This is a genomic window from Agarivorans gilvus (assembly GCF_001420915.1).
GTDB classification, from domain to species: domain Bacteria; phylum Pseudomonadota; class Gammaproteobacteria; order Enterobacterales; family Celerinatantimonadaceae; genus Agarivorans; species Agarivorans gilvus.
In genome coordinates this window covers 2,805,508-2,829,713 of sequence record NZ_CP013021.1, presented here as the reverse complement: position 1 = coordinate 2,829,713, position 24,206 = coordinate 2,805,508, and the positions used below count along the sequence as shown (strand labels likewise).

Below are 24,206 nucleotides of genomic sequence, written 5' to 3'. Positions count from 1 at the left end.
TATGGGATGGTTTAGTAGAGCTAAAAGCTGGGCTTCTAGCGTATGTAGCCGAGTGAAAGACGCCGTATCCAGCGCTGTAGACAAGGTAAAATCAGCCTGTTCCAAAGTATGGAACGCCTTCACAGGTAAACACTACGCCGACGAAGCCGAAGCCATTATTGCCGAAACTCAACTGCGTTACGATAAGGCCAAGCAAACTTACGAGAGCGAAGTCAGGCGAATTTCCGCCGATATCGAGCAAAAAGTCAGTCAAATTAACCAATTTAAACTCAATATCTATCAGCAACACTTTGCTCGATTTATGAAACTGTCGCGCCGCTTACATAATGTGGTGGTTGCCGGACAACCTTTCGAAGAGCTATTTGATGACAAGATATTAGAAATAAAAACTCAAACCGGCGTGCGCGCTAAATCAGAAATCATGCTCATCGATTTTAATCAAATGGGCTTGTTAGACACCTTAGGCATGGTACTCACTCTGGGGATTTTCTCACGTAAGAAAGCTAAAGAATCCTTACAGCGAGCCAAAGACGAGCAGCGACGCGTCAACGAAGAGATAAGCAAAATGCAGGCTCAACCACGCCAATTACAGGTGGTCGCCGAGTCTATCGACAATGTTTGTGACTATTTCTCGGAGCTGGTTAACTCTTACAGTCAGCTGTTAGACCGCTTTGAATATGGCATTCAAACTCAGCGCATGCAACAGCTCGCCAACAACAGCGATGTATTTGCCCATAAGCTCGACTTTAAATTATTACCAGTGGCGCACTTGGAAGAATTTAGGGCCCTATTCAACTTATCCATTGTCTTAAAACAAATGGCTAACTTAGGCTACTTATCTGAATCTGGAGAGTTTATCGACGCCGACTGTCAGCAAGCCTCAGCCATGATTGAGCAAGTAAGAGCCCAGCAGCATACAGCTTAAGGAATCGTTATGACTGAAAAAACCGATTATCGTATTCCTGAACTCAGCTGCGAAGAGCTTACCCAACGTTTAGCTGGCTGCTCTCCCTTAGCGGCCAGCAAAACCTTGATCGATATAGAGCTGTTTGACCAACGCAGTTCTCTTGAAGTATTAAATACGGTCTACGCTGAGTTTGACTCGGGTGCCAACATCATTGAACAGCTGGTCACGCCCATTGGCTTAAATGTGCTTGATAGCATTATTAGCCACAAAAAACTCAAGCTAAACCGCACTGGCATCACCGCTTCGCGAGTATGGACAGAGATTAATAATTTTAGCTATTCCTCGGTAGCAGCCAATGGCGAGGTACTTAGCGCCAAACAACAGCTCGACGCCATGCGCAAGCCGGATAAATTTGAACGAGAAAAGGTAGCCAAACGCGACCTTGGTGCCACCAAAGACACGTTTTTCGCCGATAAAGATACAGCCAAAGCCGACATTGAAGTGAATCAGCGAGGTCAGCGAGTCAAGATTTATCGCAGCCAAGAGCAAGACGGAGCCGATTGGGCCAGCGCCGCCCAAACTGATCACATTGTGCCGGTGAAGCAACTAGCCGACCAATACGGCAAAAATGCCTTCTTAGTGGAACAAGATAGGCTCAAGAAGAATGGAGAGGTGCGTCTAGGCAAAGACGGAAAGCCAATGAAAGTCAGTGATTTAAGCCGAATCGTCGACTCCGATGACAACCTCTCGCAAATCAGTGGTGAGCTAAACAACCTTAAATCAGATAGTAGTTATGCCGAGCTTAAACAACTAAAAGCCCAAGCCCAGCAAAAGCAAGCCAAGGGCGAAACCTTAAGTTCCAAAGAGCAGCGCCTATTAAAGGTGAACGACCAAACCCTAGACAATGGTATCGAAGCTGAGCAAAACGCCGCCGATAAAGCGCTTAGCAAAGCCCAACAGACGGCGTGGGATAACCTAAAATCTAGCAAGGCTAAAATCGCCAGCAAAGCAGGCAAACAAGCCGGAGAACAAAGTGCTCATCAAGCCTTAGGTCACGCCTTCATCGCCTTAATTAAGCCGCTATTTTATGAGCTAAATGATGCAATCAAACATGGCCTTGCTGAGGGGGTGGATGCCAGCTCCATTGCCGAAGGGCTTAAACTAAGGTTTGCTAGAATTAGCCAGTACCTTAAACAACAGGTACTTCCCACTCTTGGCAAGGTAGTAAAAGACTTTATTAGCAACCTATTTAAGGTGTTAATTGAAGGCATTCTAGGCTTAGTGACGGGTTTATTTAAGTCGGTGATGCGCATCATCTCGGAAGGTTTTTCGGCAATGATTGGTGCCTTTAAAATCCTCACCACCCCCGCCGAGCAAATGACGGCCGCGCAAAAAGCAGATGCCATCTTGAAGCTGTTTGCCTCTACGGTAGTAACCTTTGTGGTGTTTTACTTTGAAACCTCCATTTTAAGCTTGCTACCCGATGACGGGTTTATTAAGGACATCGCCCTAGCGCTGCTCAGTGGTGTGGCTTCTACCATAGTGGTTTACCTGCTCGACAAAGCTGATTTGTTTTCAGTCAAGGCGGAGTTACGCAGCCAACGCGTCGCTGAAGTGTTTGATTTTCGTATCGAGCAAATTAAGCGTAATACCGACGCCTTTGAAAGCGCCAGCATCAAAAGCTTGGCTGAGCAAAAACTGCAGTTTAGGCAGCTAAACGAAAATCTAGTGAAAGGCATAGCCAGCAATCAAGACGTTAACAGCAACGTATACGACTTAGCTTCCTTCTTTAAGATTGAACTAGACATCAAGAACAACGATGACTTCCTAGCCATGCTGGAAACATCAAAAGTCGTCACTATTTAGTAGCGAGTAATAAAGCCTTAGTTGAGCTTACCCTGCTCGACTAAGGCTGAGATCAACAATCAACGTCAGGAGGACTGATCGCTCGTTTGGCTGTGGATGTTAGAGCGAGCTTATCCGCTAATATTTAGCAACGCTGCATTAAAGTCTGAGCAACACAACCACCTAACCTAAACCATTGCACCGTAAAAACGAAACCAACCTTGGACTGAAAGTGCCAAGCGTTAGGAATCATTCTTAAATGTTTGGTTATGCCCATGCTGTTAAAGCATGCTAGACAGGAACTCTTTCGTCGGTTCAGGTAGTAAATCTTGCGGCTTATCCCCACCAAAAGTAGCTAAACCACTCTTACCTTCGATAATTCCTGATTTAACTATAGAACCAGATTTTACGTCCACAACAACCATTTTAACTTTTACCTTATCAGCCTTTGCAGACCACTCTGTAGCTCTATCTTCCCAGTGCAAAATTGTTGGGTACACCAAATAATCAAATTTGCGTGAAGACGCAAAGTTCAAAGCAGTGTTGTAGTCTTCTGGTGTTTTAGCAATAACAACGTTATTTAGCGTTGCGACAAGTTCACCTTTAATGGTTTGGCTAACCATTTGCCCAGAACCTTCGTAATAATGACTTCCATACTGCCCATCTTGCGATAATGCTATATATACTGCATTACTAGGGCTCAACTGAACATTGCTATCTGTCTTAGTTACATTCAATGAATGAGAATCAGCACAGCCAACGATTACTGATAAAAAAGCAGACAACAAGAGTATTTGTTTTTTCATTTTATTTCCTCTTACTAACATTCACCAAAAATGACAGTGAAAACCTAGACTTGTAGGGCATACCAACGCCCGCATAAGTGATGAGCAACGCAACCACAATACTCAATTGTTCCACCTTAAACACATAAGCTAAATTAAGCTAAAACGGCCGAGCGTTGCGAATCAGTCTTGAAACGTTTGTTATGTTCGTTTTGGTAGTTCCCGCTTTGCTGCCTCTATTAACTGAGGCAAATGCTCTTCTGTAATTTCACGAACCCTTACAGCATGCCTAAACAAGTGATCTGACTGTGAGTTATCAAATGCTTCTTGAGCGACTTCATGTGCTTTGAAACTTTCTTCTCTCAGGGCGTTATTGACAGAGACTAGAAGGTTATAAAACTCATCTTTCATTACCAACCTACCTGAAGCTGTTAATTTTTGGATGTCTCTCATAGACTCATCGAAATTAGAGTCTGGGCGACTAGTATGTTCACAACAATACTCAGAACGAACTTGCTCAGCCCAATACGATATATCTTCCAAAGCTATAATAACTCTACTGTAGAGTTCCCTCTTTTCATCCCAAATTTTTTCTTTCTTAGATCGAGACAAAGTGAGGTGAGCACCATATGCTGCCCCAAAAAAACTAACAACTAGAGGGGCTACAATTTTAAACACTTCGATATCCATTTAGTCCCCTGGAAACATAACAGCTTTTTACCCGGACTTATTATTAAACCCCTGCCAACTCTCCTAGGTGAAAATTATGCCGAGTAATATTATTTAATTATGACAATAAGTTACCAGCAAAAACCGATGCTTCACAGCGCTTATTGACAATAAACAAATCGAGAACAGGTTTTATACTCCGGGTAGCTAAAATTACGCTTTTAGATACCTTCATTATCGCCGAGCAACGCCGTTGACAAGCGAAGAAGCCGAGCACTGTTTGAGCGTAGCGAGTTGCGCAGGCGCGCTTGGAAACAAGTCGCGCAGGATGAAGATAATGCAGGGCGAGCTTTCTTTTTGCTTCGTTTTTCTTTTCTCGCAAAAGAAAAATGACGTCGCCGCAGGCGAAAGCTTTTACGATTTAAAGCTTATGGCGTTGCCCCAGGGCAAAATCACCACTAACAACTCAATATAAAACTAATTGATAAAAACGAAGCTAACACCCCTTACGACATTAGAGAGCCTAGTTTAAGGCACATACAGCTCAACATCGCTATCTAAGTCCATAGCATAACCCGCCATGATACCTTCAACTTCGCTCGCTTTTACCTGCATTTCGCCGCTAATCCATACTACTTGCCAGGGTTCTACATGACTAATGCCCTTGGGATAAGAGACATGAATAATCTGGTTGGGTGGCGGTGGTGGCATGTGCAAACAAGCACCAAAGTAGGGGACCAACAAAAACTCGGTGATTTTCTCGGAATCGCCTTCTAAGGCCACCACAAAGCCGGGCATGCGCATCGCTTGGCCATCTAGCGCCATTACAAAACCACCGCTTTTAAGCTGGGGGGCTCGCTCATCTAATTGCACTTGGTGACTCAAAGGCTGGGCACTTTGACCACGTTCATTTTCTGGGATTAATGACTGCCAAGGATTCACGCTGGCGAAGGCCACAGGACTAAGCAACAAGACAAGGATGAAACAGATAAATTTATTCATTTTAAATTAAGCCCCGGCTTGGCCGGGGCTCCTTACTTACTCGGCGTCTAGCGCGCCACGCATCACATTGTAAATCGCAGTATTGTCTACGGTGCGGCCAACAAAGGCTTGAGAGTTGAGACCCCAAGAGGCAATCGGCACATCAGCGTTAGTATGGCTGCCCCACTTCCAGCTTACTTCTGGCACCACGCCAACTCCGTTGGTTTTCTCCAGTTTCAAGCCACCGGTTTCGTGGTCTGCGGTTACAATCACCATGCTATCGCTGCGTAGTTCGGCCCAGTTCGCCACTTGTTGCACGGTTTGATCAAACTCGATAGTTTCGTGAATCAAACGCTCTTCATCGTTGATATGGCCAGCGAAGTCGATTTGCGAGCCTTCCACCATCAATACAAAACCATTGGGGTTTTTCGACAAGATTTCGATAGCTACTTGCGCCATTTCATTCAACTGCGGAATATCTTGCTCGGCGTAGCTCTTTTGTCCATCTAACGGCAATACGTAAGGAATTTCATTCTCACCAAATACCCCAGCAAACAAAATTTCTGCATTAGGGTCGGTAGCAGGTAGCGCCGCCACAGCGGGGATCATATCGGTTTTAGTTGTCACTACCGTATAACCACCTAATGCGGCTTGCTGGCTAACCACGTCGACTCCATCCACCTGCTTGCTACCGCATAAGGCCACGTTGGGTTTTACATCACCAAACATACTTTGAGCAAGAGTCACAAAGTCATTACGATTAGGGCCATGCGAAGCAAAAGCCGCAGGGGTGGCATGCACACAGTGCGACGTAGCAACCACACCTACCGATTTGCCTTGCGCCTGAGCATATTCCAAAATGGTTTGTAGATCAGAGCCATCGCCTGGGCGAGCCTGAGCAATGGTGCCAGAAATCGCTTTGCGACCAGTCGACATAGCAGTCGCCGCCGCGGCTGAATCGGTATAATAGTTCATGCCTAATTCGGCTAAGTTTTCATAACCCAAAGTGTCGGCACTGGCGGTTTTAATTTGGCCGCGATGCTTGCCCGATTCCAAGAACAAGGCTTCGCCTTGGTAAGCGCGAGTAATATCTAACTGACCGTAACCCATACCATCGCCAATCATCATCACGATGTTTTGCGCGGGCACAAGGTCTATCACATCCACTTCTTGGCTATCGCTAGCTTCGGTGGCCATGCCTTGGTTGGTGGTGAGATTCACGGTGTAACGACCAGTGGCATCGGCGCTCGCCAATTGGCGAACATCAGCTGGGGTTTGAGTAGTATCATCAACTAAGCTAATGCCCATGCTACCTTCGGTTTGCCAATCGTAAGACTCGGCAAATGAACTGCCATCGGCGGTAAGGCTAGTCGCAACATTAGGGGCGGTAATGGTATCGTGCCCTGCTACCGCGCGCACCTTAGCCAAGGTGAGCGGTACCGCTAACTGACCATCACCCAAGGTAGATAAGGAAAACACATAGCTGCCCGCTTCAACTTGCGCCGACATTTTGCCACCAGGGAAGGTAGTTAAAGACGATTGGCCTTCGCTAAGACTAATCGGTTGATTGTCTAAGGAGCCATACACTAGTGGCTCATTACTGCCTTGTTGAAGGTTGAAGCTAATGGTACCTGCGTCAGCAAAGTTAACTTGAAGCTGGTAGTTACCCGCGCCTACATACTCAAATTGGCTGCTGGCATCGGCACTCCAGTCGTTAAAAGTACCGACTAAATACATTGGCTGAGTTAAATTATCTACATCACTGGCAGAGATATTTTCAATCAACAAGCTTGGGGTATTAATCCCCTCAGAGGCATCGAGAGTAAAGCGGAATACTTGGTCTTCATCACCGCTTACGCTAATGTCCATGTTTTGGTTGCCGAAGTCGTCGTACTTACGCTGCAAAGCCATGGCCACATCGAATTCAACTTGTGGGTTGGCCTCTTCACCTATCGCCAAATCACGTTCATTACTCCAATCTGGATCAGCAATTTTGAATGAATACTCGCCGGGTTGCATGCTAAACAAGGCAATGTATTGGCCCTCACCCTGATAGTGAAGTTGTGCCTCTGGGCGCGAAGACCAACTATTCATAGAACCCTTAATGTACAAACGACAATCTTTGCTGGCATTTTCCGCCAACTCTTCCTCAGTACATTTAAAAGGACCTAAATCAATGCTGTCGGCAATGGCAGGCGGCTCAACATAAACATACTCGGTATCGTCGGAACAGCCCGCAACGGCTGCAACAATTGTCACACCGGCGGCAACTTTAAATACTTTCCCTAATTGCATTATCTTTCCTCAATATAAATAAATGAACGGCGGATCTAGATAGTATTGGCGGGAAAGCTAGCGGCTATTTATGAAACAAATATGAAGCTCAATGTCGGCAAAAAATCAGAAAAAACCAATAAAAACCCAACAGAAATCAAATAAAAATCAAAAACCGAAACTATTAACTAAGTTAGTTTGAAGAAAGGCTTTTCTTTAAAAAGCGAAAACCATTTCAATAAGCAGGAAATAAAAACGACATAAATTGAAAAAACTCACTAACTTCGCCTTACTTAAGCCGCCAACGTACAAACGGCTAGCGGCTTAGAGTGAGTTTATACCTTGAAATTGGCTATGCTGGCCTGAATTAGGCGGCTCAACTCTCCCACTTTGTGGGCTTGTTCGGCGGTGTGCTCGGTGCCTTGTAAACTACGTTGCGCCGCCGACTCAATGCCTTTCATTTCGACAACCACCGTATCTGAAGTACTTAGCTGAGTATCGCAAGCACTGCTCACATCATCCAATAACTGAGTAATATTACTCACCAAGTGATGGGTTTGCTGAACCGACTGCTGCATTTCAGACATTAGCTCAAAACTGGCACTGGCCTGCTGCTTGCCTTGTTGCATTTGCGCTTCTGTTTTCTCTGCACCACTCACTAAATCCGCCATCATTTGCTCGATTTGCTCGGTGGAATCTTGGGTTTTCTTGGCTAAATTACGCACCTCATCGGCTACCACCGCAAAACCTCGGCCATGCTCGCCGGCTCGCGCTGCCTCAATAGCTGCATTCAAGGCTAATAAATTGGTTTGCTCGGCAATGCTGTTAATCACATCCAAAATTTTGCTGGCTTCTTGGCTGTTTTGCGCTAACTCTCGCATGTCTTCCGAGGCGCCATCCACCTGAGTCACCAAATGCTCGATCTGTGAGGTAGCCGCTTGGGTTAACTGCCGCCCCTGTAAAGAGGCCTGATCAATAGCCCCCGCAGACTGGTCAGCGGTGCGAACATGCTCGGCCACACTGCTAAAGCCTTGAGCAAGCTGCCCCACATGCTCACTTACCACGGCCACTGCATGTTGCTGCTCTCCAACCTGTTGCTGTGAGTCTTGGGCTAAATCATTCAACTGCTGCGCAGCAAAGCTCAGCCGTTCCACATTCTGGTTAATGCTGCTAACGGTGGACTGCAACAAGTCGATAAATTGATTAAAGGCCAACGCCAACTGAGCTATCTCGTCCTTGCCCTTAACACTTAAGCGCTGGGTTAAATCACCGTCTCCTTGCGCTATCGCCTGCATCGCTTGCACCATGGTCACCACCGGCTGACGAATTAAACGGGTGATCACCCAGCTCATCAACAAGGCAATAACAACAATGGAAAGGCCAAAAGCTAGGTTTGTCCAAGCGGTATTCTGCAAGTGTTGATTAATCTCTCGACTGGAAGAGCTTAATACCTGCCACTGGTTTTGCTGGCTAGAGGTGGCCGCCGTCACCACCTGTTCAGCGGCGGGTTCGAGCAAGTCATTCATCAGCCCCTGTTGCTGTTGCAGCAATTCAAATAGGCGACTCGCGGCTTGGGTAAACAGTTCAAGCTGCTCGGCGACTTGACTAATCCACACTTGGTGAAACTCACGATTTAAGCCTGTTTGTAGATCAAGTAGGTCATTTTGTGCACCAAACAGTTGTAAGTAAAATTGGTCCTTACTGCGGGGTTCGGCACGTTTTAGATGGCGCATCAGCGCTAAAGAAGCGGCCTGCACATGATTAGCTAAACTCACCGTTAATGCCGGTAAACTGCCCGCATTGGCCAGATCAAGCGTGGCATGAATATCGGCACTTTTCGCTAAAATTTGTGGCACATATTGGCCCAAAACGGCACTTTCTAAACGGCTTAACTCGGCTAAACTCGGTACTAAGTCATCAATAAAATGTTGATCGAGGGCTTGGCTATTGTCACTGATTTGCTGGGCGTTCTCGAAATACCTTAAATGAGAACTACTATTGAATTGTTTGGCCTGTTCAGCCAATTGACGATAGTTTTCTAACAATTGCGGCTCTTCAGTTTGTCGGTATTGTGCTTGCACCACCAAACGCTGTAGCGCATTTACCGACAGCGCCCCCGCCAAGCGGGCTCGCGGTTCGATAGTTTCTGAAAAATCGGCTGTTTGTTGCTCTACAGAGCTTAACGAGTGCTGCCCTCGCCACAACATAGCAGCCAGCAATAGCACTATGCCCAGCGGAATTAAGGCGATTTTTTGGCTTAAGCTAAGTTTATCCATCATAAGGCTGGCTCCCCTAAGATCATGAGCAAACCGTTACGCAGTTTTAGCGCCTCAGCATAGGCTTGATTGGCATCACTAAACTGTAGCCCGCCGTCTACTTGGCTATCTTGCTCTAATTGCAATTTGGTTTTAAGCCGATGCAGTTCAGCTTTTAAAGTGACACTTGAATCCACCACTTGATACGAACTGGAGTCCCCCACTGGTAGCCTGCCCGGATCACTGGGTTCAACCTCTAACTGGCGCAACAAACGTTGAAATAGATGCAGGCTTTGAAACAGCATGATGTTGACATCACTCATCTCACGCCCTGTAATGCCGGTGACCGCATGAAACTGCAGTGGTCGTTGGCTAGCCTTACTCACTAGCAATAAATCTTGTTCAATCTGCTGTAGGTTTCTGGCTAACACCTGTTGATCCTCGCGCTCCAGTAGCCCTTCTAGCAACAGCTCTATCACCACCAACTGCTGATACACGTCATTCACCGACTTTCCTAAAGGTAATTCCGCCTGCACAGGCTGATTGATACCTAAGCCTTGCGCCACTGAAGCCAGCTGCTGTGATAACTGCTGCAAATAAGGCATAACATTACGCGGGCGCATGACTCGGTAGGGAATGTTAGCCACCTCACTAGGCTGTATGCCATGTTGTGTTTGTAAATTGGCAGCCAACTGGTTTAGTTGTTGAGCCTTAAAAACTAAATGAATGGCTAGCTTGTCAGCAAAAATTGGAGCTTGCAGCGTTAAAGTTGCTTGTTGCTGGTGCTGGCGAATCGCTTGTAGTTGTTGCTGAATCTCTTGGCTGGTTTGGTAAAGGTGGTTATTGTTGACTATCGCCGCCCAGCTACCAGTGCTAAACAGCAGCATCAGCAATACCATCATAGTGGCGAAAGATTTAGTTAAGGCTTGCGTGTTCACAGTTAATTCTAATCCTTGAATAGGGTTTTAACCCTTGTTATATGCTTCAACTGGGCTGACTTAGTATTATCTACCAAGCATAGAAAGCTTTTCAGAATAACGCCAAGCAAAAACCACGCCGTAAAATTGCGCAAAATGTCAAAAGAGTAGAATAAGTCTCGATTAATAAGAGGGGAGTTGAAATAAACGGGCTGCGTTGTCGGCTACTTGCCGAGTTAAGTCTGTTAAAGGCTGCTGACGTAACTCGGCGACACGCTGGTAAATATGCCCTAAATAACAGGGTTCGTTACGCCGACTTTTGGGTTTAGGCCGCAGATCGCGCGGTAAAAGATAGGGAGCATCAGTTTCTAACAGCAGCCGCTGGGAAGGGATTTCACGAACCCGCTGCTGTAAGTCTAGGCCACGGCGCTCGTCACACACCCAGCCAGTAATGCCGATGTATAAATCCAAATCAAGGCAGGCTTTCAGGGCTTGTTGGTCACTGGTAAAACAGTGCAGCACCGCACCGGGTAGCTGGTCGCGCCAACGTTTCACTATGTCGATGAAGGCCTGATGCGCATCGCGCTCGTGCATCACCACCGGCATATTCAATTCGGCAGCTAAGGCCAGCTGAGCTTCAAAAATCGCCAGCTGCTGCGGCCGTGGAGAGAAGTCACGATTAAAATCTAAGCCACATTCCCCCACTGCCACCACTTGCGTTTGGGCTAACAAGGGTTTTAGCTGGCTAATATCATCTACGGAAACAGATTTAGCATCGTGAGGATGCACTCCAGCGGTAGCGTAACAAAGCTGGGGCCACTGGGCGGCTAAGTCACACACATGTTGACTCTCGGCTAAGTCACTGGCGAGCAGCAACATGCCGTTCACCCCAGCCTCTTGGGCACGTTGCAACACCTGCTCACGGTCTTTATCAAACTGCGAGCTGGTCAGGTTAAGAGCGATATCAAACATAGGGCGCTTAAGCTTCGCTGCTTTGTTGGTCGTCTTTGCTTACATAAAAGCGCGCAAAAAACAGTCCTACCTCAAACAGCAACCACATTGGCAGGGCTAGCAGAGTTTGTGAAATCACATCAGGAGGAGTGAGCAACATGCCCACCACAAAGGCCCCAACAATTACATAAGGGCGTTTAGCCCGCAATTGTTGGGCTGAAGTCGCCCCGGACCAGCAGAGCAAGACTGTGGCAATCGGGATCTCAAAGGCCAGGCCAAAGGCAAAAAACAGCTTCAGCACAAAATCCAAATAATTAGAGATATCGGTGGCTATGGTGACCCCTTCCGGCGCAACTGCGGTAAAGAAGGCAAAGGCCAGTGGAAATACCACAAAATAGGCAAAAGCCACCCCGGCGTAAAACAAAACCCCAGAGCCAAACACTAGTGGAATGAGTAATTTACGCTCATGTTGATACAAACCTGGTGCAATAAAGCCCCAAGCTTGTGCCAACAAGTAAGGCATGGCTAAAAAGATTGATGCCACTAGGGTTAATTTAATTGGGGTAAAAAACGGTGCCGCTACGTCGGTGGCAATCATGCTGGCATTTTCAGGTAATACACTTAGCAAGGGCTCTGCTAAAGCCGAATAGATGTCGTTGGCAAAGTACACCAAACCCAGAAAAATCAGCAAGCAGGCCAATACACTGCGTAACAGGCGATTACGCAACTCAACTAAATGTTCAATTAGCGGCTGCGCGCTGGCGTTAGCGTCTTCACTCATGACTTATCTTTTTCTTCTTGGCGGGTTTTAGGGTTGCTATCAACTTCATCAGATGCCGGCGCATCACTGACTGATGGCTTGTCAGAATAAGGGCGATTAACCGAATCAGCACGCGCTTTTAAAGTCTCAAACGAGTCTTTTAAATCGCCATTCAACGATTCCAAACCCTGCTGTTCGGCCTTTTTTAGGTTGCGATGAAGCTCATCAAGCTCAAGCTCTTGCTTTAGCTCATCGGTAACCGATGATACCGAGCTTTTCACTTTTCTGACCACTGCCATGACGCTGCGAATCGCACCCGGCAAGCGCTCTGGCCCCAGTACCACTAGGCCCATTACCGAGATTAAAATGAGCTCCCAAAAACCGATATCAAACATGCTTAGCCTTGTTGGTCTTTGCTTTTGCTGCTTTCTTTAGCGTCTTCGCTCTGTTGTTTGTTTTGGCTGAGTTGCTCAGGGCTAGATGAATCTTTAGTTTTGTTTTCATCATCACTCATGGCATTTTTAAAACCCTTCACCGCAGAGCCTAAGTCACCGCCAATATTACGCAACTTCTTAGTGCCAAATAACAGCACCACAATGACCGCAACGATCAACAGTTGCCAAATACTAATTCCACCCATGTGTTTTTCCTTTTTCCATTTAGAGGGTCACTTAACCCACACTACTATTTTAGTTGCCACCAGCTAGTCAAACCAATGGCTACGCTGCTCAAGGCCAAAGCCAAAGCCACCAGTGGAAGGCTGGGATACAATAAAGCTGCAGAAATTAAACTCGACCCCGCCCCCAGTGCTAACAGTAAACTGCGCTGGCGTTGTTTCTGTTGCAGCAAATATTGGGCCGTAAATTTCTGAAACTTAAGTTGTTGTTGCTTAGCCAACTGCAAATTATCATAAACCAACTCAGGCAAATGCGGCAGCGTTTCTAACCAGTAAGGCGCTTTTTCTTTCAAGGCTTTAAATACTGCCTCTGGCCCCACTTGCTTGCGCATCCAACGTTCAAGGAATGGTTTTGCAGTGGCCCATAAATCTAGCTCAGGGTAAAGCTGTCGACCCAAGCCTTCAACATACAATAGCGTTTTTTGTAGCAACACAAGTTGTGGCTGCACTTCCATGTTGAAGCGTCGAGCAGTGTTAAATAAATTCAACAATACATGGCCAAAGGAAATCTCCGACAGCGGTTTGGCAAAAATTGGCTCACACACGGTACGAATGGCTGCTTCAAATTCTTCCACTTTGGTATCGGCGGGCACCCAACCACTGTCGATATGGAGCTGGGCCACTTTATGATAATCGCGATTAAAAAAGGCGAGAAAGTTTTCTGCCAAATAACGCTGATCTTCTTTGTTTAGAGTGCCGACGATGCCGCAATCGATGCCAATATACTGTGGATCTTCAGGGTGTTCACGCGAAACAAAGATATTGCCCGGATGCATGTCGGCATGGAAAAAGCTATCGCGAAAGACCTGAGTAAAAAACACCTCTACGCCACGCTCCGCCAATAATTTCATATTGGTATTCTGCGCCGTTAGCTCGTCGATATTGGCTACCGGAATACCGTAGATGCGCTCCATAACTAACAGGTTTTTACGACATAAATCGCTATAGACTTCTGGAATGTAAAGCTCTTTGGCATTCAAGAAATTGCGTCGTAACTGAATCGCATTGGAAGCCTCTCGCGCCAAATCCAATTCATCAACAATGGTTTTGCGGTATTCTTCTACCACTTCGCGAGGACGCAAGCGACGGCCGTCACTAAAGAAGCGAGCAAACCAGCCAGCTAAACGCTGCATCAAAGCAATGTCAGACAAAATGGTCTGCTCAATGCCCGGTCGAATTACCTTTAATACCACCTCTTGGCCATTCTCCTTCAAACGCGCGGTATGCACCTGAGCGATGGAAGCCGAAGCCAAGGGCTGCATGTCAAAGTTATCAAATAGGCTTTCCACCGGCTGCTCTAAGGCGAGTTCAATTTGTTGCTTGGCCAGCTCACCACTAAAGGGCGATACCTGATCTTGCAACAACGCTAGCTCATCGGCAATTTCTGGCGGCAGCAAATCCCGGCGGGTAGACATCATCTGACCGAATTTAATAAATACCGGCCCTAGCTCTTCCATGGCAAAACGTATTCTGGCACCAGCAGAGTCATCTTTATGCTGGTTGCGCCACCAAAAAACCAGCGAGCGTAACAACCGTAAAGGCCACGGCCATAAACGTTTAGGTAGCAGTTGGTCTATGCCATAACGGCATAGGGTGCGGTTAATCTGCCTGAATCGAGCAAACTCTTTGGGGGTCATTTACTCAAGCCCTCAATACGACGAGCTAACTGTTCACAGTCGGCCGCGAGTTTTTGTACCTGACGCTGCCAACTTTGGTATTCCACTTGACCCACGGATAACTTCCATTCTTCGTTAGCCAATTCGGTCAATTTCACTGGTGCTTGGGCAAAGACCTTGCTTAGGGCTTCAGCCAACATGCGACTCTTTGACAACAGTTGATAAGCCGCCACATCGCCAATTCGCTGCGACAGTTTTTCTTCTAAATCTGGCTCTAATTGCAAAAACAAATCGGCAAACTGCTGCGCCAATTTAATATCGCCTTCTAGCTGCAGCTTGTCTTGCTTAATCAGGCTGGGAATACGATCGGCCTGCTTAAGCTCGGCCAAGGTCAATAAATTCAAGCTTAAGCGGCAGTCTGGCTCGCCTTCATACTTGTTCAATACATCAAGTTGTTGCTCGCTCACCACAAAATAGCAGCAAGGCAGAGGTTGAATGGTAATCGCCAGCACCTTACCGGCTAATTGGCTGCGGCGCTGAGTGCTGCCCTCGTCCAAATTGAGCAGTTGATTGCTAAGCGCTTCTACGCCAGCAGAGAACAAAGATGATAGCGGCATAAGGGCCTCTTAAAACTTATAACCGCGATGCAGTGCTACCACGCCGCCAGTTAAGTTGTAGTATTCCACCCCTTCAAAGCCCGCTTGTTGCATCATCTCTTTTAAGGTTTCTTGATCAGGGTGCATGCGAATAGATTCAGCTAAGTATTGATAGCTATCGGCATCGTTAGCAATCAATTTGCCCATTTTAGGCAATAAATGGAAAGAGTAAGCATCGTAAACCTTGCTCAAAGCTTTGGTTTCTGGCTTAGAAAATTCCAATACCAGCAAGCGCCCACCAGGTTTAAGCACTCGATACATAGAACGCAATGCGGCATCTTTATCGGTCACATTACGCAGGCCAAAGCTAATGGTAATAGCGTCAAAGGTATCATCAGGAAATGGCAGCGCCTCAGCGTTGGCTTGCACATAACGCACATTACCAACAATGCCCTTGTCGCGCAGCTTGCCCCGACCCATTTTAAGCATGGAGTCGTTAATATCGGCCAATACCACTTCGCCCGTGGGACCCACTATACGGGAAAACTTAGCGGTTAAATCACCGGTACCACCGGCCAGGTCTAAGACTTTTTGTCCCGGACGAACCCCACTGCAATCAATGGTAAAGCGTTTCCACAAGCGATGAATACCACCTGACATCAGGTCATTCATTAGGTCATATTTACCGGCAACAGAATGAAATACTTCTGCCACTAAACCCACCTTTTCGTCACGGTTTACTGTCTTATAACCAAAATGGGTGGTGTCTTGCTCAACGCTCATCTTTGCTTCCTACATTATGCGAACTGCCGCTAGTGTACTGTAGCTGAGAGAATGCTCCAAGGTTTGCACTAGATCTAGCCAATGATTTTTAACAAATCAGCGGCTTAAATTGAAAAGCGCCCCGTAGGGCGCTTAATTCACGTATCGGCGGTCAAACCCGGAGCGGGATTTTTCCATGCTCTACGGTGTTGCTCATGGCTTGGTGTATCGACTACCACCTCATCCAGCTTGGCACGAATACGGCCATCAGAATCAACACCAATATCTCTCGCAATATGGGCACTAATTCCCGTTATTTGCCAAGATTGCTGGCGTTGTTGTTTAAGCCAACGTTGGGTTTCTAGATGCTGTTGATAACGAACCAGTAGCCCGATAGTTAAACTTAATAGACGAATTTTAAATGACATCATGTCTCGTTCTCCTTGATAGAGAGCGAAGTGACACAGAGGGGAAAACGGCTTAGAACAATCCTTCACTGCGACACTTCGCAGCTCGGATAATGAATGAAAAGATCAATCCTTAACTGCAGCGTCCCATGCTAGACATGCGATGTTTGAAAAAACAGGCGCGCACCAGCATAGACATAGATCGAAGCGAGCATGATGCTAAATAATGATATTTATTCATTGCCGGCCTCGTTCTAAGCAGTAAGTAATTGAAGTTATAAGCTAACCTGCTATTGACTAAATCACAAGCAAATGTTCACACTAAAAACACTCTTGGTTAGACCAGCAAGATAAGTATCTTAGTTTAATATGCCTTGGTTAGTAATTAGGCTCACTCGGTAGGCCTGCTTTGCTTCATGTTGTACAGTATCAGAGAGGTCAGGTATGAATTCAGGCGGCCACGGCAGCTACCAAATTTTCAGTGAAGACGACTTTGTTTATGCTCGGCTTTACGACAGCTGGAATACCGTTACCACCCAGCAATATAGCCAACAGCTCACCAACGTAGTTAATCAGTTCAAACAACAGCCATGGTCTGCCATTTTTGATTTTCGTCGCTGGCAGCTGATGACCCCAGAAAGCTATCCGATCATGCGCGAGCAAATCAACTGGTCGCTACAACATAAGCTCAGCCACTGCATTTATCTTGTTGAACAATCTGGAATTTTACAATTCTTAGTACAACGAGTTCATACCGGTCTAGTACCACATCACTGTAAGTTTGCCCAAGTAAACAATATTGCGGCCTGCCACCAGCAGCTGGCAGACTGGCAAATTGCCTTACCAGTAAGCATCGCTCAGCAACTAAACACCAACTAACGAATAGATTGTCGACAATCCTTCACTCAAGCCGGTCCCTGTAAACAAAACCTGCCTAAAATCACGTTTTAATGGCGATTAAACTAAAGTATTAGCACAAATTGTCGACAATAATTTGATCGCAGCGCAACATTCGATCTACACTCTGCAACAATTTAGTAACCAACGTGTAATTGCAATGTCTCAAGCAGCGACTTTAAATGGCACCAGCGACAAGCAGAATCTGTTATCGCAAAACCTCAGCGATACCCTGATTGAAGCCATCGTTAGTGGCCAGATAGCCCAAGGCAAAAAAATATCGGAGCCAGAACTGGCTCGACACTATGGCGTAAGTCGTGGCCCGCTGCGCGAAGCCATCCTCAAGCTACAAGGCATGGGCTTAGTAGAGCGCGTTCCCCATGTCGGCGCTCGAGTGGTGCAACTCAATCCGCAGCAACTGATCGACATTTACTCGGTGCGCGAAGCCCTAGAAGGCATGGCCTGCCGCTTAGCTGCCAGTCAGCTTAGCAGTCAACAACTCAGCGAGTTGAAAAACCTACTGGAACATCACCAGCAGTATTTGCAGCAACATCAGGGCAAAGCCTACTTCGAACAACACGGCGATTTTGACTTTCACTACTTGATCATCAAAGGCAGTAATAATCAGTATTTGGTGAACTTGCTCTGCGACGAGCTCTACCACCTGCTACGGATGTACCGCTATCAAGCCAGTAAACAGGTTTCTCGGCCCGAACGCGCCTTGCAAGAGCACTGGGCGATTTGGCAAGCCTTGGCCGACCGCGATGGTGAACTGGCCGAGTTACTGATGCGCCGCCACATTGCTCGTGCTCGCAAAGCCATTGAACAACAACACCAGCAAACCTTTCCCGACCAAAGCTTAGAAGCCAATGCTTCTACCAGACAACCCCAAGGAGTAAAGCCATGAGCACACCAGTCTCACCCGGCGCGCGCTTTCGTCAAGCCGTGAAAACGCAGCATCCATTACAGATTGTTGGCACCATCAACCCCTATTGCGCAATGATGGCCAAACGCGAAGGCCATCAAGCCATTTATCTTTCCGGTGGAGGTATCGCCAATGCCTCATATGGCTTACCCGACTTGGGTATTACCACCATGAACGACGTGCTAGAAGACGTACGTCGCATCACCGCAGCCTGCGACCTACCGCTATTGGTAGATATTGATGTAGGTTTTGGCGGCGCCTTTAACATTGCCCGCACCGTAAAAGAAATGATCCGCGCCGATGCCGCCGCGGTGCACATGGAAGACCAAGTGGCCCAAAAACGCTGCGGTCACCGTCCCAACAAAGCGATTGTGTCCAGCGATGAAATGGTCGATCGCATCAAGGCCGCGGTAGATGCGCGAGTGGATCCTGAATTTGTGGTCATGGCACGTACTGATGCGCTGCAAATTGAAGGCATGGGCGGTGCCATCGAACGTGCTTGCCAATACGTAGAAGCCGGTGCCGACATGATTTTCCCCGAAGCCATGTTGACCTTAGAACAGTATCAACAGTTTGCCGAAGCGGTAAAAGTACCGATCTTGGCCAACATTACTGAATTTGGCCAAACCCCCTTATTTAGTGGTGAAGAGTTAGCTGGCGTAGGCGTAGACATGGTGCTCTACCCGCTATCGGCCTTTCGCGCCATGAACCAAGCCGCGGTCAATGTTTACCGCAGCCTACGTGAGCATGGCCACCAGCGAGAAGTGGTAGACAGCATGCAAACCCGTGCTCAGCTCTACGATTACTTGGGTTACCACGACTATGAGCAAAAGCTCGACCAACTGTTTAGCAAAAAATAAACCCAACAACTACGTGAATGGGCTTAGCGAGCAGGCGAAGACTTAGCCGCCCAGCCCCATTAGCCAGCCAATATATGGCGCTTTATGCGCCTTGCTGGTTAAACCAAGCAATGAATGAAAGGAGAACATCATGGTACAAAAAGCTTTAGGAGGCGCAGGCTTACGCGGACAAAGTGCAGGCGAAACCAAATTATGCACCGTGGGCCAAAGCGGCTCAGGTCTCACTTATTGTGGTTACGATATTAGCGAATTGGCCGAACATGCCAGCTTCGAAGAAGTGGCTTACCTGTTATTCAACGGTGAACTCCCCAATCGCGAGCAATTAGCCGCTTATCACGACACTTTACACAACCTGCGTGAACTACCAGACTCACTCAAGAAAGTACTGGAACTGATCCCCGCCGACGCGCACCCCATGGATGTAATGCGCACTGGTGTATCAATGCTAGGCAACCTAGAAACTGAAGCCAGTTTTGACCAGCAACAGCATCATACCGACCGCCTACTGGCGGCACTGCCTGGGATTATCTGTTACTGGTATCGCTTCAGCCAAACCGGCGAGCGTATTTCTACTCAAAGTTCGGCTAAATCCATTGCCGGACACTTCTTACAGTTACTGCACGGCAAAGCACCCGATCCTTTACACGAGCAGGTGATGCAATGTTCATTAATTCTCTACGCTGAGCATGAGTTTAACGCCTCAACCTTTACCGGCCGGGTGATTGCCTCAACCTTATCCGACATTCACTCTGCGGTAGCTGGCGCAATTGGTGCACTGCGCGGCCCCTTGCATGGCGGAGCCAACGAAGCCGCCATGGCGATGATTAAAAACTGGACCAGCCCAGAACAAGCTGAGCAGGAAATCATGGGCATGCTGGCCCGCAAAGATAAAATCATGGGCTTTGGCCATGCCATCTATCGTACCAGCGATCCACGTAATGCCTTAATCAAGGCCTGGTCGAAGAAACTCAGCGAAGCCAGCGGCGACCAGCACCTGTTTGCGGTCTCAGAGCGAGTGGAAGAAGTGATGTGGCGCGAGAAAGAACTGTTCTGTAACGCCGATTTCTTCCATGCTAGCGCCTATCATTTCATGGGCATACCCACCCCACTGTTTACCCCGATTTTTGTTTGCTCGCGGGTCAGTGGTTGGGCCGCTCATATTATGGAGCAGCGGGCCAATAACCGCATTATTCGTCCTAGCGCAGACTATACTGGCAGCGAGCCTCGTGCTTACGTGCCCTTAGCCCAACGCGCTTAGTCGCCCGGTCAGTGGAGCTAGAGCTCCACTGAATTGTTCCCTTAGCTGTGGAAACGCTTATGAATACCGATTACCGCAAACCTTTAGCTAATAGCCTCTTAGACTATTTTGATACCCGCGCAGCGATTGAAGACATCCAAGCCGGCGCCTACGCAGGCCTGCCCTATACTTCGCGAGTACTGGCCGAAAACCTAGTACGGCGCTGCCCACCAGAGCAGCTCACTGCCGCTCTGAGTCAAATCATTCAACGCAAACGCGACTTAGACTTCCCTTGGTACCCAGCACGCGTGGTGTGCCACGATATTTTGGGACAAACGGCTCTGGTAGATTTGGCGGGTCTACGTGATGCCATTGCCGAAAAAGGCGGCGATCCGGCCAAGGTGAACCCGGTGGTACCCACTCAGTTGATTGTTGACCATTCCTTAGCGGTGGAACACGCCGGTTATGAAAAAGATGCCTTTGCCAAAAACCGCGCCATTGAAGACCGCCGTAACGACGACCGCTTTCACTTTATCAACTGGTGTAAAACCGCCTTTGAAAACGTTGATGTTATTCCCCCTGGCAACGGCATCATGCACCAAATCAACCTGGAGAAAATGTCGCCAGTGATTCAAGCGCGTGACGGTGTGGCCTTTCCCGATACCTTAGTGGGCACCGACAGCCATACTCCCCATGTGGATGCGCTGGGCGTAATCGCCGTGGGCGTAGGTGGTTTAGAAGCCGAAAACGTAATGTTAGGGCGCGCCTCCTATATGCGCCTGCCAGATATTATTGGCGTAGAGCTGAGCGGACAACGCCAAAGTGGCATTACCGCCACCGACATCGTGTTAGCCCTAACCGAGTTTTTACGCGAGCAGCGAGTGGTCTCTAGCTACCTAGAATTTTATGGTGAAGGTGCCGCTCAGCTCACCCTAGGTGACCGCGCTACCATTTCTAATATGACGCCGGAATTTGGTGCTACCGCGGCGATGTTCTACATCGATGATAACACCATCGACTACCTTAAACTGACCGGCCGCGATGCCGAACAAGTGGCACTGGTGGAAAACTACGCCAAAACCACCGGTTTATGGGCTGACCAACTCAGCGAAGCGCAATATGAGCGCGTGCTGCACTTCGATTTATCTACGGTGGGTCGTAACATAGCTGGGCCATCCAATCCGCATCGCCGCGTGGCCACTAGCGAACTAGCCAGCCAAGGCATTGCCGCGCCAGTTCCCACGCAAGAAGGATTAATGCCGGATGGTGCCTGTATTATTGCCGCCATTACCAGCTGTACCAATACCTCTAACCCACGCAACGTGATTGCCGCCGGTTTACTGGCACGCAACGCCAACAAACTGGGCTTAAGTCGCAAACCCTGGGTGAAAACCTCTTTGGCTCCGGGCTCTAAGGCGGTACAACTGTACCTAGAAGAAGCCCAGCTATTACCCGAGTTAGAGCAGTTAGGTTTTGGTATCGTGGCTTTTGCCTGTACCACCTGTAATGGTATGAGCGGGGCTTTAGACCCTAAAATTCAACAAGAGATTATCGACCGCGACTTATATGCAACGGCGGTGTTGTCCGGTAACCGTAACTTCGACGGGCGCATTCATCCCTATGCCAAACAAGCCTTCTTGGCCTCTCCACCACTGGTGGTAGCCTACGCGATTGCCGGCACCATTCGCTTCGACATCGAGAAAGATGCACTTGGCCACGATAGCCAAGGCCAGCCAATTACTCTAAAAGACATTTGGCCTAGCGATGAAGAGATCGATGCGGTACTCGAACAAAGTGTAAAACCCGAACACTTCAAGCAAGTCTATGAGCCGATGTTTGATATTAAGGTGGATTACGGTAGCAGCAGTTCACCGCTGTATGAGTGGCGCCCGCAAAGCACCTATATTCGCCGCCCGCCATACTGGGAAGGGGCGCTAGCAGGACAACGCAGCTTACAAGGTATGCGACCTTTGGCGGTGTTGGGCGACAACATTACCACCGACCATCTATCGCCCTCCAATGCGATTATGCTAGACAGCGCCGCCGGTGCCTACCTAGCCAAGATGGGGCTACCCGAAGAAGACTTTAACTCCTATGCCACCCACCGTGGTGATCACTTAACCGCGCAACGCGCTACCTTTGCCAATCCCAAACTGTTTAACGAAATGGTGCTGGAAAACGGCCAAGTGAAACAAGGCTCACTCACCCGCTTAGAGCCCGAAGGCACAGTAATGCGGATGTGGGAAGCCATTGAGTGCTACATGCAGCGCCAACAGCCACTGATAATTATTGCCGGTGCCGACTACGGCCAAGGCTCGTCACGCGACTGGGCGGCCAAAGGTGTCCGCTTGGCGGGGGTTGAAGTGATCGTGGCTGAAGGCTTTGAGCGCATTCACCGCACCAACCTAGTGGGCATGGGGGTATTGCCGCTGCAATTCACCGAAGGCAAAACTCGTCACTGTTACCAAATTGATGGCAGTGAATGTTACGACGTGATTGGCACACCCGCCCCCGGCGAACGCCTCACACTGGTGATCACTCGTGCCAACGGCGAACGTATCGACTTACCGGTGATTTGTCGCTTGGATACCGCCGAAGAAGTCTCGGTTTACCAAGCCGGTGGCGTACTACAGCGCTTTGCTCAAGATTTTCTCGAAAATCAGCAGCCAGCTTAAGGAGCCGCAGATGAAGCCAGTAAAACAAATCCGCGTTCCGGCCTGTTATATGCGTGGCGGTACCAGCAAGGGGGTGTTCTTCAAGCTAGAAGATCTGCCCAGCGCCGCTCAGCAGCCCGGTGAAGCACGCGATAAGCTGCTACTGCGAGTCGTGGGCAGTCCTGACCCTTATGCCAAACAAATTGATGGCATGGGTGGCGCCAGCTCTAGCACCAGTAAAACCGTCATCCTTGCCAAAAGCCAACAGAGTGGACACGACGTCGACTATTTATTTGGCCAAGTGGCTATTGATAAGGCCTTTGTCGACTGGAGTGGTAATTGCGGCAACCTAACCGCTGCCGTGGGCGCCTTCGCCATATACAGCGGCTTGGTGGGTCCGGCTAGAATTCCGCACAATGGCTTTGCTAGTGTGCGTATTTGGCAAGCCAATATTAAAAAAACCATTATCGCCCATGTGCCAATAGTGGATGGCGAAGTACAAGAATGTGGCGACTTTGAGCTAGACGGCGTGACCTTTCCCGCCGCCGAAGTGCAGATTGAATTTGTCGACCCGGCCGATGGCGACGGTGCGCTATTCCCCACTGGACAAGTGCTTGAGCAACTGGACGTACCAGAGCTGGGCAGTTTTACCGCTAGCATGATTAACGCCGGTATTCCCACCATCTTCCTCGATGCGGCAGAGCTCGGTTACCGCGGCACCGAGCTACAGGAAGATATCAACAACGACCCACAAGCGCTGGCCAAATTTGAAAAGATTCGCGCCTATGGCGCCTTAAAAATGGGGCTAATTGAGCAACTAGAGCAGGCGGCGCAGCGCCAACATACGCCCAAAGTGGCTTTTGTCGCGCGCTCCCAAGACTACCTCAGCTCTAGCGGTAAAGCGATTAAAGCCATCGACAACGACCTGTGTGTTCGCGCTCTATCCATGGGTCAGCTACACCACGCCATGATGGGCACCGCTGCAGTGGCCATCGCCACCGCGGCAGCCATTCCCGGCACCTTGGTGAATCAGGTAGCAGGCGGCGGCGAGCGCGAAAGCGTACGCTTTGGTCACCCCTCGGGCAGCCTCAAAGTAGGCGCTCAGGCGCGTAAGCAAAACAATCGTTGGCAAGTCGACAAGGTGAGTATGAGTCGCAGCGCCAGGATCTTAATGGAGGGTTGGGTGCGCGTACCCAGTGACAGCTTCTAAGTTGAGCGGCCATTGAACTAAC

23 protein-coding genes are annotated in these 24,206 nt (G+C 48.4%); 9 read left to right on the top strand and 14 right to left on the bottom strand.

Annotated elements, in window-relative coordinates; all coding sequences use genetic code 11:
* Position 1 precedes the first annotated feature (1 nt).
* Both AR383_RS13260 and AR383_RS13255 read left to right on the top strand, forming a co-directional pair.
* Positions 2–925 (top strand): hypothetical protein, encoded by a 924-nt coding sequence (locus AR383_RS13260; RefSeq protein ID WP_055733566.1) that lies wholly within the window; start codon positions 2–4, stop codon positions 923–925.
* A 9-nt stretch (positions 926–934) separates the two neighbouring features.
* Positions 935–2,773 (top strand): ECF transporter S component family protein, encoded by a 1,839-nt coding sequence (locus AR383_RS13255; RefSeq protein WP_055733565.1) that lies wholly within the window; start codon positions 935–937, stop codon positions 2,771–2,773.
* 260 nt (positions 2,774–3,033) lie between these two features.
* Here AR383_RS13255 and AR383_RS13250 read toward each other — a convergent pair whose 3' ends face one another.
* Entirely contained in the window at positions 3,034–3,558 is a 525-nt protein-coding gene (locus AR383_RS13250; protein ID WP_055733564.1) for a DUF4823 domain-containing protein, read from the bottom strand.
* 180 nt (positions 3,559–3,738) lie between these two features.
* Positions 3,739–4,227 carry a hypothetical protein gene (locus tag AR383_RS13245; protein WP_055733563.1) on the bottom strand — a complete coding sequence of 163 codons (489 nt, stop codon included), beginning with the start codon at positions 4,225–4,227 and terminating at the stop codon, positions 3,739–3,741.
* A 232-nt stretch (positions 4,228–4,459) separates the two neighbouring features.
* Here AR383_RS13245 and AR383_RS13240 point away from each other — a divergent pair, with 232 nt between their 5' ends.
* The gene (locus AR383_RS13240; RefSeq protein WP_055733562.1) at positions 4,460–4,681 is read left to right on the top strand and encodes a hypothetical protein; all 222 of its coding nucleotides are present in this window, start codon (positions 4,460–4,462) and stop codon (positions 4,679–4,681) included.
* A 53-nt stretch (positions 4,682–4,734) separates the two neighbouring features.
* On the opposite strand, the gene AR383_RS13235 is transcribed toward AR383_RS13240, so the two are convergent.
* The 12 genes from AR383_RS13235 to AR383_RS13180 all read right to left on the bottom strand — a co-directional run bounded on the left by AR383_RS13235 (position 4,735) and on the right by AR383_RS13180 (position 16,425).
* On the bottom strand, positions 4,735–5,208 hold the full coding sequence (locus tag AR383_RS13235; RefSeq protein ID WP_055733561.1) for a DUF3299 domain-containing protein: 474 nt from the start codon (positions 5,206–5,208) through the stop codon (positions 4,735–4,737).
* Between the two features lie 36 nt (positions 5,209–5,244).
* A complete protein-coding gene (locus AR383_RS13230; protein ID WP_055733560.1) occupies positions 5,245–7,482 on the bottom strand; it encodes an alkaline phosphatase in 2,238 nt (745 codons plus the stop codon).
* Between the two features lie 314 nt (positions 7,483–7,796).
* Positions 7,797–9,740, bottom strand: coding sequence for a methyl-accepting chemotaxis protein (locus AR383_RS13225; RefSeq protein ID WP_055733559.1), 1,944 nt, complete (start codon positions 9,738–9,740; stop codon positions 7,797–7,799).
* Positions 9,737–10,654, bottom strand: a complete 918-nt coding sequence (locus AR383_RS13220; RefSeq protein WP_055733558.1) for a hypothetical protein — start codon at positions 10,652–10,654, stop codon at positions 9,737–9,739. Before AR383_RS13220 ends, AR383_RS13225 begins: the two co-directional genes overlap by 4 nt.
* Positions 10,655–10,816: 162 nt before the next feature.
* Positions 10,817–11,605 carry a TatD family hydrolase gene (locus AR383_RS13215; RefSeq protein WP_055733557.1) on the bottom strand — a complete coding sequence of 263 codons (789 nt, stop codon included), beginning with the start codon at positions 11,603–11,605 and terminating at the stop codon, positions 10,817–10,819.
* A gap of 7 nt (positions 11,606–11,612) precedes the next feature.
* The gene (gene tatC / locus AR383_RS13210) at positions 11,613–12,365 is read right to left on the bottom strand and encodes a twin-arginine translocase subunit TatC (protein ID WP_055733556.1); all 753 of its coding nucleotides are present in this window, start codon (positions 12,363–12,365) and stop codon (positions 11,613–11,615) included.
* Positions 12,362–12,739, bottom strand: a complete 378-nt coding sequence (gene tatB / locus AR383_RS13205) for a Sec-independent protein translocase protein TatB (RefSeq protein ID WP_055733555.1) — start codon at positions 12,737–12,739, stop codon at positions 12,362–12,364. The genes tatC and tatB overlap by 4 nt, the downstream gene beginning before the upstream one ends.
* Before the next feature lie 2 nt (positions 12,740–12,741).
* Positions 12,742–12,984, bottom strand: coding sequence for a Sec-independent protein translocase subunit TatA (gene tatA, locus AR383_RS13200; protein ID WP_055733554.1), 243 nt, complete (start codon positions 12,982–12,984; stop codon positions 12,742–12,744).
* Positions 12,985–13,028: 44 nt separating this feature from the next.
* Positions 13,029–14,657 carry a ubiquinone biosynthesis regulatory protein kinase UbiB gene (gene ubiB / locus AR383_RS13195; protein ID WP_055733553.1) on the bottom strand — a complete coding sequence of 543 codons (1,629 nt, stop codon included), beginning with the start codon at positions 14,655–14,657 and terminating at the stop codon, positions 13,029–13,031.
* A complete protein-coding gene (locus AR383_RS13190) occupies positions 14,654–15,253 on the bottom strand; it encodes a ubiquinone biosynthesis accessory factor UbiJ (protein WP_055733552.1) in 600 nt (199 codons plus the stop codon). The genes ubiB and AR383_RS13190 overlap by 4 nt, the downstream gene beginning before the upstream one ends.
* Positions 15,254–15,262: 9 nt before the next feature.
* Positions 15,263–16,015 carry a bifunctional demethylmenaquinone methyltransferase/2-methoxy-6-polyprenyl-1,4-benzoquinol methylase UbiE gene (gene ubiE, locus AR383_RS13185; RefSeq protein WP_055733551.1) on the bottom strand — a complete coding sequence of 251 codons (753 nt, stop codon included), beginning with the start codon at positions 16,013–16,015 and terminating at the stop codon, positions 15,263–15,265.
* 137 nt (positions 16,016–16,152) lie between these two features.
* Entirely contained in the window at positions 16,153–16,425 is a 273-nt protein-coding gene (locus AR383_RS13180; RefSeq protein ID WP_055733550.1) for a hypothetical protein, read from the bottom strand.
* Between the two features lie 420 nt (positions 16,426–16,845).
* Here AR383_RS13180 and AR383_RS13175 point away from each other — a divergent pair, with 420 nt between their 5' ends.
* From AR383_RS13175 to prpF, 6 genes are all read left to right on the top strand, one after another.
* A complete protein-coding gene (locus AR383_RS13175; RefSeq protein WP_055733549.1) occupies positions 16,846–17,280 on the top strand; it encodes a hypothetical protein in 435 nt (144 codons plus the stop codon).
* A 178-nt stretch (positions 17,281–17,458) separates the two neighbouring features.
* A complete protein-coding gene (locus tag AR383_RS13170; protein ID WP_055735046.1) occupies positions 17,459–18,205 on the top strand; it encodes a GntR family transcriptional regulator in 747 nt (248 codons plus the stop codon).
* Positions 18,202–19,083, top strand: a complete 882-nt coding sequence (gene prpB / locus AR383_RS13165; RefSeq protein WP_055733548.1) for a methylisocitrate lyase — start codon at positions 18,202–18,204, stop codon at positions 19,081–19,083. The genes AR383_RS13170 and prpB overlap by 4 nt, the downstream gene beginning before the upstream one ends.
* Positions 19,084–19,213: 130 nt before the next feature.
* A complete protein-coding gene (gene prpC, locus AR383_RS13160) occupies positions 19,214–20,341 on the top strand; it encodes a bifunctional 2-methylcitrate synthase/citrate synthase (RefSeq protein WP_055733547.1) in 1,128 nt (375 codons plus the stop codon).
* Positions 20,342–20,400: 59 nt separating this feature from the next.
* Positions 20,401–22,995 carry a Fe/S-dependent 2-methylisocitrate dehydratase AcnD gene (gene acnD / locus AR383_RS13155; RefSeq protein WP_055733546.1) on the top strand — a complete coding sequence of 865 codons (2,595 nt, stop codon included), beginning with the start codon at positions 20,401–20,403 and terminating at the stop codon, positions 22,993–22,995.
* A gap of 10 nt (positions 22,996–23,005) precedes the next feature.
* Complete coding sequence (prpF, locus tag AR383_RS13150; protein ID WP_055733545.1) at positions 23,006–24,184, top strand: 2-methylaconitate cis-trans isomerase PrpF; 1,179 nt, start codon at positions 23,006–23,008, stop codon at positions 24,182–24,184.
* Positions 24,185–24,206 lie beyond the last annotated feature (22 nt).

What these genes read in the sequence shown, in the direction of transcription:
- AR383_RS13260 (WP_055733566.1), top strand. Translation starts at nt 2, where the DNA reads ATGGGATGGTTTAGTAGAGCTAAAAGCTGGGCTTCTAGCGTATGTAGC.
- AR383_RS13255 (WP_055733565.1), top strand. Translation starts at nt 935, where the DNA reads ATGACTGAAAAAACCGATTATCGTATTCCTGAACTCAGCTGCGAAGAG.
- AR383_RS13250 (WP_055733564.1), bottom strand. Translation starts at nt 3,558, where the DNA reads ATGAAAAAACAAATACTCTTGTTGTCTGCTTTTTTATCAGTAATCGTT.
- AR383_RS13245 (WP_055733563.1), bottom strand. Translation starts at nt 4,227, where the DNA reads ATGGATATCGAAGTGTTTAAAATTGTAGCCCCTCTAGTTGTTAGTTTT.
- AR383_RS13235 (WP_055733561.1), bottom strand. Translation starts at nt 5,208, where the DNA reads ATGAATAAATTTATCTGTTTCATCCTTGTCTTGTTGCTTAGTCCTGTG.
- AR383_RS13230 (WP_055733560.1), bottom strand. Translation starts at nt 7,482, where the DNA reads ATGCAATTAGGGAAAGTATTTAAAGTTGCCGCCGGTGTGACAATTGTT.
- AR383_RS13225 (WP_055733559.1), bottom strand. Translation starts at nt 9,740, where the DNA reads ATGATGGATAAACTTAGCTTAAGCCAAAAAATCGCCTTAATTCCGCTG.
- AR383_RS13215 (WP_055733557.1), bottom strand. Translation starts at nt 11,605, where the DNA reads ATGTTTGATATCGCTCTTAACCTGACCAGCTCGCAGTTTGATAAAGAC.
- tatC (WP_055733556.1), bottom strand. Translation starts at nt 12,365, where the DNA reads ATGAGTGAAGACGCTAACGCCAGCGCGCAGCCGCTAATTGAACATTTA.
- tatB (WP_055733555.1), bottom strand. Translation starts at nt 12,739, where the DNA reads ATGTTTGATATCGGTTTTTGGGAGCTCATTTTAATCTCGGTAATGGGC.
- tatA (WP_055733554.1), bottom strand. Translation starts at nt 12,984, where the DNA reads ATGGGTGGAATTAGTATTTGGCAACTGTTGATCGTTGCGGTCATTGTG.
- ubiB (WP_055733553.1), bottom strand. Translation starts at nt 14,657, where the DNA reads ATGACCCCCAAAGAGTTTGCTCGATTCAGGCAGATTAACCGCACCCTA.
- AR383_RS13190 (WP_055733552.1), bottom strand. Translation starts at nt 15,253, where the DNA reads ATGCCGCTATCATCTTTGTTCTCTGCTGGCGTAGAAGCGCTTAGCAAT.
- ubiE (WP_055733551.1), bottom strand. Translation starts at nt 16,015, where the DNA reads ATGAGCGTTGAGCAAGACACCACCCATTTTGGTTATAAGACAGTAAAC.
- AR383_RS13180 (WP_055733550.1), bottom strand. Translation starts at nt 16,425, where the DNA reads ATGATGTCATTTAAAATTCGTCTATTAAGTTTAACTATCGGGCTACTG.
- AR383_RS13175 (WP_055733549.1), top strand. Translation starts at nt 16,846, where the DNA reads ATGAATTCAGGCGGCCACGGCAGCTACCAAATTTTCAGTGAAGACGAC.
- AR383_RS13170 (WP_055735046.1), top strand. Translation starts at nt 17,459, where the DNA reads ATGTCTCAAGCAGCGACTTTAAATGGCACCAGCGACAAGCAGAATCTG.
- prpB (WP_055733548.1), top strand. Translation starts at nt 18,202, where the DNA reads ATGAGCACACCAGTCTCACCCGGCGCGCGCTTTCGTCAAGCCGTGAAA.
- prpC (WP_055733547.1), top strand. Translation starts at nt 19,214, where the DNA reads ATGGTACAAAAAGCTTTAGGAGGCGCAGGCTTACGCGGACAAAGTGCA.
- acnD (WP_055733546.1), top strand. Translation starts at nt 20,401, where the DNA reads ATGAATACCGATTACCGCAAACCTTTAGCTAATAGCCTCTTAGACTAT.
- prpF (WP_055733545.1), top strand. Translation starts at nt 23,006, where the DNA reads ATGAAGCCAGTAAAACAAATCCGCGTTCCGGCCTGTTATATGCGTGGC.